This window comes from Paenibacillus sp. IHB B 3415, assembly GCF_000802655.2.
GTDB lineage: Bacteria > Bacillota > Bacilli > Paenibacillales > Paenibacillaceae > Paenibacillus_AQ > Paenibacillus_AQ phytohabitans.
This window is the reverse complement of the sequence record NZ_JUEI01000253.1, coordinates 1-1,869: the sequence shown is the minus strand read 5'-3', so window position 1 is coordinate 1,869 and position 1,869 is coordinate 1. Positions and strand designations below refer to the sequence as shown.

Sequence of the window (1,869 nt, the reverse complement as noted above, 5' to 3'; positions counted from 1 at the left end):
CATTCAGGACCTGTACTTGATACGCCGCAAAGTTGGTTAACGCTGCATCCGCCTGCGTCCACCGTATAGACGGCTGGTTAACTTTGCTCTCCTCTGGGGCTCCTTCACTGCCTAATGGATACGTTAACGTCACTTTTGGTGCCGTATTTTCTTTTATTGGTGCGGGTGTGGTCCGTGCAATCGTTGTCCCATCCCCTAACTGCCCGGAGGTATTGATGCTCCCCCACGTCCAGACACTTCCATCCGCCTTGGACGCTATCGCAAAATTCTCGCCCCCTGCCACCGCACTCACATCACTTAGACCCTCTACTTTCACCGGGGGTTGGGCTCCGTTCCAGCTTTGCACGTCCCCATTGGCCGTAACTGCATAATTGCTGTTGCCTCCGCTAATGGACCGTATTCCGCTCAGGCCGTTTACTGCTACAATTTGCCAATAATTTTCACCCCATATAACTACACTTCCGTCTTTCTTCAGTGCTATCCCCGTGTTGATCCCACTTCCTGCGGCAATGCCCGCAATATCCGTCAGCCCAGTCATTACGATGGCTTTCGGCGTAGTTTCGGCCGTTGCACCCGGAATTTTATAATGGTTACTTCTTCCCCAGCCCCAAACGGTTCCCGCACTCGTTAACGCATAGGTATAGCTATCTCCGGCCGCTAACGCAGTTACTCCGCTTACCCCCAGCACTTGTACTGGCGTAAGTCGGGTCGTAGTGGTGTTATCTCCCAATTGGCCATAGTAGTTGTTGCCCCACGACCATACCGTCCCGTCATTTTTTAGCGCATAACTACTACCTCCATTGGCAGCGACAGCAATAATTCCACTCAAGTTATTTACCCGCTGAGGGACCAAACTGCTTGTCGTGCTTCCTACCCCCAATTGACCCGCTGAATTCAGTCCCCATGCCCATACAGTTCCATCGCTCTTAAGTCCCAGAGTATGATTCAGCCCTACTGCTATCGAAATAACATTGGTTAATCCTGGAATTTGCACAGCTGTGGTCTTCGGGGTCGTTGTTCATCTCCTAACTTACCTCCGTTACTTCCCCACGCCCACACGGTACCATCTTCTTTTATTTGGAAACCAGCCGTTCCTCCTGCACTAACGTTGGATGTCAGTACGTCCAAACCTATGTTCACTCTCATCCACCCCACGCTCGACCATTCCGACCACAAATGTTCGTCATATACCTTCACTTTCACTTGGTAGGTCTGGCCGGATGGTAACGCTTCGCCCACTGTCCAAGTGTTTATTGTACTGGTCAAGGGCTGATTCACCACTCCCGAATCCACCACTATATTTCCTCCTGCATTCAGGACCTGTACTTGATACGCCGCAAAGTTGGTTAACGCTGCATCCGCCTGCGTCCACCGTATAGACGGCTGGTTAACTTTGCTCTCCTCTGGGGCTCCTTCACTGCCTAATGGATACGTTAACGTCACTTTTGGTGCCGTATTTTCTTTTATTGGTGCGGGTGTGGTCCGTGCAATCGTTGTCCCATCCCCTAACTGCCCGGAGGTATTGATGCTCCCCCACGTCCAGACACTTCCATCCGCCTTGGACGCTATCGCAAAATTCTCGCCCCCTGCCACCGCACTCACATCACTTAGACCCTCTACTTTCACCGGGGGTTGGGCTCCGTTCCAGCTTTGCACGTCCCCATTGGCCGTAACTGCATAATTGCTGTTGCCTCCGCTAATGGACCGTATTCCGCTCAGGCCGTTTACTGCTACAATTTGCCAATAATTTTCACCCCATATAACTACACTTCCGTCTTTCTTCAGTGCTATCCCCGTGTTGATCCCACTTCCTGCGGCAATGCCCGCAATATCCGTCAGCCCAGTCATTACGATGGCTTTCGGCGTAGT

Annotated in this window: 2 protein-coding genes and 1 pseudogene; all 3 read right to left on the bottom strand. The window is 51.8% G+C overall.

Features of this window, described 5'->3' with window-relative positions; translation table 11 throughout:
* The coding region (locus tag QW71_RS36505) for a hypothetical protein (protein WP_200906023.1) at nt 1-829 on the bottom strand (829 nt) is incomplete at its 3' end.
* Nucleotides 830-841: 12 nt separating this feature from the next.
* A pseudogene (locus QW71_RS42575) lies at nt 842-994 on the bottom strand (regulator); the annotation flags it as partial.
* Nucleotides 976-1,869, bottom strand: an 894-nt coding sequence (locus tag QW71_RS36500; RefSeq protein WP_039311792.1) for a hypothetical protein, incomplete at its 5' end; no start/stop codon positions are given. The pseudogene QW71_RS42575 and the gene QW71_RS36500, both read right to left, overlap by 19 nt.